We start from the raw sequence: 7,454 nt of genomic DNA, 5'->3' as shown, positions 1-7,454 counted from the left end.
GGGCCCCGGGGCCCGGCCCCGGCGCGGGGGCATTAGGCAAGGGGGGCGTATTCTCGGGGAAAGGCACGGAGGGCTTCAGGCAGGGCGGTGGTGAGGGTGAGCGGCGGGGCCAGGTGCAGCACCCGCAGCCCCAGGCGGCGGGCGGTGGCCACGTGCTGGGGGCTGTCTTCGATGAATAACACGTCTTCGGCCCGCCAGTTCATTTCGCGCAGCGCGTGCTGGAAAAACGCCTCGCCCGGCTTGCGCAGCCCCACCTCCTGCGAGTAAAACACACGGTCGAGGCAGTCGGCAATGCCGTGCTTCAGCCCGTACTGCGCCGCCAGCCGCCGGTTGATTTCGGCAATGTGCAGCGCGTTGGTGTTGGAGAGCAGGGCCGTTTGGTGGCCCTGGCGGCGCAGCTCGGCCACCAGGGCCAGGCGCTCGGCGGGCACGTCGAGCAGCAGCGCGTGCCAGGCCTGGTCAATCTGCTCGTCGGTGGCCTCCAGGTCGTAAGCCGCGCGCAGCCCGTCGCGGAACTCGGCCGGCGTGAGCTGGCCGGTTTCGAGCTGGTCGAACAGCTCGGCCTGCGTGGCCTGGCTGTACTCGACGGTGCTGCCCGCCCGGCTCAGGCGGCGGAAGGCGGCGGGGGTGCGGTCGTAATCGATGTCGATGAGGACGCCGCCGAAGTCGAAAAGTAAATGGGGAAGCATAAGGAATTACCGGAAATTTCCGGCAAAGGTCGTACTTTCGTCCTGTTATCACCCGCCGGCTACGGTTGGTGCGCTGGCAACGGGCCTATAGCTCAATCGGTTAGAGCAGCTGACTCATCAACTAGCGTTCTTTGAATTTATGAAACATTGTGTGGTTTGCGCACAACCCATTGCTGGTCAGAATCAGAAGTATTGCGGTAATACTTGTAAGCAGAAAGACCATTACCATCGGGCAAAGGCACAAACCAACACGTACCACTCGCAGACACTGCGGTCGTTAAAGCGTAAGCTTCAATTGATTGAGCAGTTCGGTGGGGGGTGTCAGAAATGTGGCTACCAAGCCAATGCAGCCGCTTTACATTTCCATCATTCCGACCCGACCATGAAAAGCATCAAGCTTGACATGCGGGTGCTTTCTAATCGGAACTGGGATGTTATTGTGGCAGAAGCTAGTAAATGTGAGTTGCTTTGCTCCAATTGCCACGCCGAAGTGCATCATCCAGAGCTGACGTTTCAGAATATTCAGCGAATACTAAGCGGTGCCTCCCGGCCGGAAACGACGGGATGAGCAGGGGGTTAACTCAGGGAAACCTGTTCGGGGCAACTGGCCCCGATGGCAATCCTGAGCCAAGCCGGGGAACGGTCATGATAGTACCCGGAAGGTGCAGAGACTAGGAAGTGAGCAGACCATGCAATACGCTTCCACCAACGCCCCCCACCTAACCCCGCCCTGGCGGATACGGTGATGAGATAGTCCAACTACTTCGGGAAACCGGAGGAAAGTGAATCAGCAGGTCCTTGGTTCGATTCCAAGTGGGCCCACGAAAACCCCGTTTCCAATCTGGAAACGGGGTTTTTTGTTTGGGTGGGCTGGGGCACCTAGCTGAACAGCGGGGTTGTAATTCCTGCGAAGGAGGAATCTGAGGGTGGGCCTTGGGTGGTTAGCAGTGGTTTAGCGGGGTGGTCCGGCGACTTTTTCAGTCGTCGGGCCACTCTCACTAAAGAACAGCGGCCTCGGGCACTCGTAAGGGTGGTCCGACGACTGAAAAAGTCGCCGGACCACCCCGTTTTAGACTACTGCTGGGTGGTTTTATTCAGATTCCTCCTTCGTCGGAATGACAACTCGGCTGTTTAGCTGGGCGCTGCGCGGCGTAGGCGTTTTCGGTTTCTACCCAGCGCAGCAGCGAGAGGGCGGCCAGGGTGTCGAGGATGGGCTGCACTTTGGCGGGGCCGGCGCCGGCGAACCGGGCGGCTACTTGCTTGGGGGTGAGGGGGCCCTGGGTTACCAAGTCGCGCACAGTTTGGATTTGTTTGGCCAGCTCGGTGGGCCACGGGAGCGGGGCCGCGGCGGCGGTTTCGGTGGCTACACGGGTGGGTAGATGCGGCGGTTTTAAGGTAATTGAAATCCCCAGAGGTTCCCCCGGGGGCCTCAATGCCCGCCGCGCAACAGCAACAACTAGCAAAACCAGGGCCCCCGGCCCCGCCGCAACGCCCGAAAAGCGCCGCTCCCTAGCGCTTCCCGCCCGCGGCCGGTTAATCTTCCCGGCTGCTTTCAACGCATGCCAGTGCGCGCTACCCCCGCTTCCGATACATGAGATACCCATTCGTTGCTTGCCTTTGCTTTTTGCTGGTTTGGATGAGGGCGGCGGCCCAAACCACCGATTCGCTGGTATCCATACCGCCCGCCGGGGCCCCGGTGGTGCTCTCGCCCGCCGGATACCCTGTTTCGGGTGTACGGCCGGGTGGGTTTGGGTTCTGGGAGCGGGCCGAGGCCATTCAGCGCCGGCTCGATGGCCTGCTGAGCGCGCCGCTGTTTGCGCCCGACTCGCTGCTGGTGGTCAATGCCGAGTAGGATTCGGAAATCGTGTACGGCGACCAGCAGCTGCTGAGCGTGGGGGCCCCGAGGCGCAGGCCCTGGGCCCGGCCGGCCGTGGCCCAGTAGTACCCTGGCCACGCTGCGCACCCACCTGGTAGCGGTCCGGTAGGCCAACAGCCTGCCCGAACTACTGAAGCGCGGGGGCCTGGCCGCCCTCACGCTGGTGATGCTGGGGGCCCTGATCTACAGGCTGAACCGCTTTTTTCGCACCATCAACCAGCGCATTCTGCGGTGGCGGGGCAGCCCGCTGCGGCCCTGGCGCATCAACGGCTACGAGTTGCTGACCCAGGAGCGGCAGATGGAAGTGCTGCAGATGGCCCTCAAGCTGCTGCGCGTGGCGCTGGTGGTGCTCACGCTCTACCTGGCGCTGCCGCTGCTGTTTAGCCGGTTTCCGTGGACGGAGGGCATCTCGCGGAAGCTGCTGGGCTACGTGCTGGGGCCGGTGCAGCAGGTGCTGCTGGGCGTGGGGCACTACGTGCCCAACCTGCTCACCATCTTCGTCATCTACTTCTTTACGACCTACGCCGTACGCTTTCTGCGCTTTCTGGCGGGCGAGGTGGCGGCGGGCGAGCTGGTCATCGAAGGCTTCTACCCCGATTGGGCGCTGCCCACGTTCAACCTGCTGCGGTTTGCGCTCTACGTGTTCATGTTCATCGTCATTTTCCCCTACCTGCCGGGCTCCGATTCGCCGGTGTTTCAGGGGGGTTCGGTGCTGCTGGGCTTCATTATCTCCTTTGGCTCTACCTCGGCCATCGGCAACGTCATTGCCGGCATCGTCATCACCTACATGCGGCCCTACAAGGTGGGCGACTGGGAGAAAATCGGGGACGTGACAGGCGACGTGCTCGAGAAAAACCTGCTCGTCACGCGCCTGTGCACCATCAAGAACGAGGACGTGACCATTCCCAACTCCAACATCCTGGGGGGGGCACACCACCAACTACACGGCCGCTGCTGGCCACGAGGGCCTGATTCTGCACGCCACCGTCACCATTGGCTACGACGTGGCCTGGCCGCAGGTGCACGCGCTGCTGCTGGCCGCCGCCCGCGCCACGGCGGGCGTGGAGGCCACGCCCTTCGTGCTGCAAACCAGCCTCGACGACTTCTACGTGGCCTAGCAACTCAATGCCTACACCCAGCTGCCGCACCGCCAGGCCGGGCTGTACTCGCTGCTGCACCAGCACATCCAGGACGAGTTTACCCGCGCCGGGGTCGAAATCATGTCGCTCCACTACCGCGCCACCCGCACCGGGGCCGAGGCCGGCCGCACCGTGCCGCCCGCCCCGCTCGTTGGCACCGCCACACAACCGTAAGCCCGGCTGCGGAGTACAGGCGGAAGTATGAATAAATTAAAAGCTCTCTGGCTGACACTTAATTCCAGCCTGTGGTTTGTGCCCACGTTGATGGTGGTGGCCGCCCTGGGGGCCGCTTACGGGCTGGTGCACCTCGACCTCTACGTGGGCGGGGCCTGGACGGGGCGCTTCCCGCTGCTGTTTGGGGCGGGCGCGGCGGGGGCCCGGGGCATGCTCTCGGCCATTGCCAGCTCCATGATTACCGTAGCGGGCCTGATTTTCTCGCTCACGCTGGCCACGCTGGCCCAGGTGGCCAGCCAGTACACCTCGCGCCTGCTGCGCAACTTCATGCGCGACCGCACCAACCAGGTGGTAATGGGCTTTTTCGTGAGCATTTTCGTGTACTGCCTAGCGGTGCTGCGCACCATTCGGGGCGGCGACGAAGGCAGCTTCGTGCCGTCGCTGGCCATTGCCTTTGGGCTGCTGCTGGCCTTGGTGAGCATCGGGATGCTGATTTTTTTCATTCACCACATCGCCTCGTCCATTCAGGCGGCCAACATCGTGGCCGGGGTGGCGGAAGAAACCGAGAAGCTGCTCAATAAGGTATTCCCCAAGCGCCTGGGTGACGCTGCTACTGCCGCCGAGCGCGCCGAGCTGGCCGCGGGCCCCGACCTGCACTGGCACCCGCTGCCCGCCCCCACCACGGGCTACGTGCAGGGCGTCGACCGCGACGCGCTGCTGGCCTTCGCGCAGCACGCGGGCGTGGTGGTGCGCATGGAGTACGCCATCGGCAGCTTCGTGGTGATGGGCAGTGCCCTGGCCTCGGTAGCCCCCCTCCAGGGCCAGCCCCTGCCCGATGACAAGGAGCTCACCAAGCAGCTGGCCGATTGCTACCGCCTGGGCAACCAGCGCACCCTCGACCAGGACGTGGGCTTCGGGCTGCGCCAACTGGTGGACATTGCCCTCAAGGCGCTCTCGCCCGGCATCAACGACGTGACGACCGCCGTGATGTGCGTGGACCGCCTCGGCTCGCTGCTGTGCACCCTGGCCGGCCGGCAACTGGCCAGCTCCGTGCGCGCCGATGACGGGCGGGTGCTCGTGCTCACCGCCGACCCTGATTTCGACAGTTACCTGGCCACGGCCTTCGACCAGATTCGGGCCAATGCAAAGGAGGCCCTGGCCATTTACCTGCGCCTGCTGGAGGCCCTGGCCACCGTAGCCGCCCAGGGCCCCACCACCGCAACCGGCCGCGCTGCCTTGCGCCAGCAGGCCGACCTGGCCCTGGCCGCTTCCGAAGACAACCTAACCATCGCCTACGACCTCGACCAGGTGCACGCCCGGTACCGGAAGCTGCAAGCGCAGCTGTTTGATATCTAAGCTGGGGCCCCCGGCGGGATGGGCCCCAGCGGGCTACTCCGCGGTACCCAGCCGGGCCAGTACCTCGGCCGGTAGTTCAAGGGTGCGCATGGGGAAGGGAATAACAATGCCGGCCGCATCGAAGGCCCGCTTGATGCGCATGATGGCCTCGCTTTTGGCCCCCACGTAATCCACCTGCCGGCGGTACGGAATCCAGAAGCGCAGGCTGAAGGTGATGGCGCTGTCGGCGAAGCTGGTGAACATGACCTGCGGCGGTTGCTCGGTGAGCAACTCGGGGAAGTCGACCATGGCGGCCAGCACCACGTCGCGCACCTGGGCCAGGTCGGAGTTGTAGGCCACGCCGCACTCCACGTCCACGCGGCGCCGGGTAGTGACGGTAAAGTTGGTGACGGCACTCTCGAACACCCTGCGGTTGGGCACGCGCACCAGCTCGCCGGTTACCTGGCGCAGGTCGAGGGTGCGCAGGTTGATGCGCTCGATGGTACCGAAAAAGGCGTCGGTCTGGATGACGTCGCCCACCGTGAAGGGCCGTTGCACGGCGATGATGATGCCGCTGATGAAATTGGCCGCAATGTCTTGAAACGCAAAGCCTAGCGCCAGCCCAATGATGCCCACACCCGCCAGCAGCGAGGTCACCGTCTTGTCCAGCCCCAGCACTTCAAGCCCAAAAAAGGTGCCCATCAGTAGCACCGCCACGTAGGCCAGCGTGCTGATGAGGCTGTGCAGGGTGACCGCGCCCGGCGACACCCGGGGCAGAACGCTGGCCAATGCCCGCCGCGTGAGCCGGGCAACAAATACCGTGGCCGTGAGCAGTAGCAAGGTAATGACCAGGTTGGGCAGTAGCAGAATAAACTGCTCTAACCACCCGATCAGCTTGTGCGAAAGCAGCTCAAATGTGCGGCGAATTTCAATCATGCAATAGAAAGTAGGAGTGGGGCCCCATGGGCAGGCGGCCCGGTGTTGGCCATTCGTTGCGCAAGGCCCGGGCCAAAGGTGGGGCCCCGCCCGCCTTTAGCCCGCCGCCTGCTTTACTGGCGCTGGGGCCCCCGGTGCCGGCGCGGTGGCTTGCTGCGCCAATTGCGCCTTTTGGGCGGCTTCCTGCTGCTCCTGCCGCACCGTGGCCCGCGACTTGGGCACATCGCCCTCGCCGGCGGGCCAGCCTTCGCGCTGGGTTTTGCGGTCGCCGTCGGTCACCTCGGTCTGGTCGTGCAGCAGAATCTGCTGGGTAGGGAATGGCAGGTCGATGCCGTTGGCAGTGAGCGTATTTTTGATGGCCTCCAGCACCCGGTCCTGGGCCCCCATGATGTCGGCGCGGCGGGGCGGGTTTATCCACCAGCGGGCGCGGATGTTGACGCTGCTACCGGCCAGGTCCACCACCAGCGCTTCGGGGGCGGGTTCGGTTAATACCCCGTCCACGCCGCGCACGGCCTCTAAAATGAATTTGCGGGCCTCCTCAATACTATCGCCGTAGCCAATGCCGATGTCGTATTGCAGGCGGCGCATTTCGTAGGCCGTGTTCACAATCACGGCATTGATGAACAGCTCGGCATTGGGGATAACCACCCGGCGGCCGTCGTAGGTTTTGATGGTGGTGGCACGGGTCTGGATCGTTTCAACGGTGCCCTCAAAATCCTTGTACTGAATCTGGTCGTTGATTTTGAAAGGCTCGGTGAGCAGCAGCAGAATACCGGCCAGGAAGTTCTGAAAGATATCCTTAAAAGCAAAGCCGATGGCCACGCCGCCCACGCCCAGCGCGCTCAGCAGGCTGGCCGGCGTGAAGCTCGGCACCATAATGGTGACCGTGACCAGCACGCCCAGAATCAGCGTGGCCACGTAGGAGAGGCGGCTCAGCAGCAGCTTGAGGCTCACGCTCTGCTCGCGGTTTTCCAGCAGCCGCTCCACCAGCGATTTTACGCCGCGGGCAATGAAAATGAACACCACGAACACCACCACCCCGAATAGCAGGTTGGGGAGGATGGACATGAAGTCGCGGCCCATCTGGTTGATTTTCTGCCAGGCAATTGAAAAATCCATAGGGGGGAGGAAGGTAAAAAAAAGCACTGGTGCAGGGCCACCCGCCACGGCCAAAGCCAAGTATTATTAAATTGAAAGATAGCCTACTTCGAGTCTATAACTAGAGTGCTACGTAGCCTTTTAGCCAAAAAAAGGGCAAAAGGTTGTATTTTTCCTGCTAATTCCACAGAGGCCTTTCCTCGCTGG

The 7,454-nt window shown here is 63.1% G+C and carries 8 protein-coding genes; 4 read left to right on the top strand and 4 right to left on the bottom strand.

From position 1 onward, the window contains the following. Positions 1-32: 32 nt before the first annotated feature. Complete coding sequence (locus BEN49_RS10740; RefSeq protein ID WP_070743143.1) at positions 33-689, bottom strand: HAD family hydrolase; 657 nt, start codon at positions 687-689, stop codon at positions 33-35. A gap of 382 nt (positions 690-1,071) precedes the next feature. Here BEN49_RS10740 and BEN49_RS26795 point away from each other — a divergent pair, with 382 nt between their 5' ends. Beyond that, on the top strand, positions 1,072-1,257 hold the full coding sequence (locus BEN49_RS26795) for a hypothetical protein (RefSeq protein ID WP_125916732.1): 186 nt from the start codon (positions 1,072-1,074) through the stop codon (positions 1,255-1,257). 526 nt (positions 1,258-1,783) lie between these two features. Here BEN49_RS26795 and BEN49_RS26790 read toward each other — a convergent pair. Then, positions 1,784-1,987, bottom strand: a complete 204-nt coding sequence (locus tag BEN49_RS26790; protein ID WP_125916731.1) for a dimerization domain-containing protein — start codon at positions 1,985-1,987, stop codon at positions 1,784-1,786. Between the two features lie 338 nt (positions 1,988-2,325). Between BEN49_RS26790 and BEN49_RS10730 the strand changes: the two genes are divergently transcribed. The 3 genes from BEN49_RS10730 to BEN49_RS10720 all read left to right on the top strand — a co-directional run bounded on the left by BEN49_RS10730 (position 2,326) and on the right by BEN49_RS10720 (position 5,234). Beyond that, positions 2,326-2,541, top strand: a complete 216-nt coding sequence (locus BEN49_RS10730) for a hypothetical protein (RefSeq protein ID WP_070743139.1) — start codon at positions 2,326-2,328, stop codon at positions 2,539-2,541. A gap of 190 nt (positions 2,542-2,731) precedes the next feature. Next, entirely contained in the window at positions 2,732-3,913 is a 1,182-nt protein-coding gene (locus BEN49_RS10725; RefSeq protein WP_070743138.1) for a mechanosensitive ion channel family protein, read from the top strand. Further along, positions 3,906-5,234: a DUF2254 domain-containing protein gene (locus BEN49_RS10720; protein ID WP_070743136.1), complete on the top strand. Its 1,329-nt coding sequence runs from the start codon at positions 3,906-3,908 to the stop codon at positions 5,232-5,234. Before BEN49_RS10725 ends, BEN49_RS10720 begins: the two co-directional genes overlap by 8 nt. A gap of 33 nt (positions 5,235-5,267) precedes the next feature. Here the strand turns inward: BEN49_RS10720 and BEN49_RS10715 are convergent, their stop codons facing one another. Continuing rightward, the gene (locus tag BEN49_RS10715) at positions 5,268-6,149 is read right to left on the bottom strand and encodes a mechanosensitive ion channel family protein (RefSeq protein ID WP_070743134.1); all 882 of its coding nucleotides are present in this window, start codon (positions 6,147-6,149) and stop codon (positions 5,268-5,270) included. Positions 6,150-6,245: 96 nt separating this feature from the next. After that, a complete protein-coding gene (locus BEN49_RS10710) occupies positions 6,246-7,268 on the bottom strand; it encodes a mechanosensitive ion channel family protein (RefSeq protein ID WP_070743132.1) in 1,023 nt (340 codons plus the stop codon). Positions 7,269-7,454 lie beyond the last annotated feature (186 nt).

It is taken from the genome of Hymenobacter coccineus (genome assembly GCF_001816125.1).
GTDB classification, from domain to species: domain Bacteria; phylum Bacteroidota; class Bacteroidia; order Cytophagales; family Hymenobacteraceae; genus Hymenobacter; species Hymenobacter coccineus.
The sequence above is the reverse complement of the archived record's forward strand: the minus strand, read 5'-3'. Positions and strand labels throughout refer to the sequence as shown.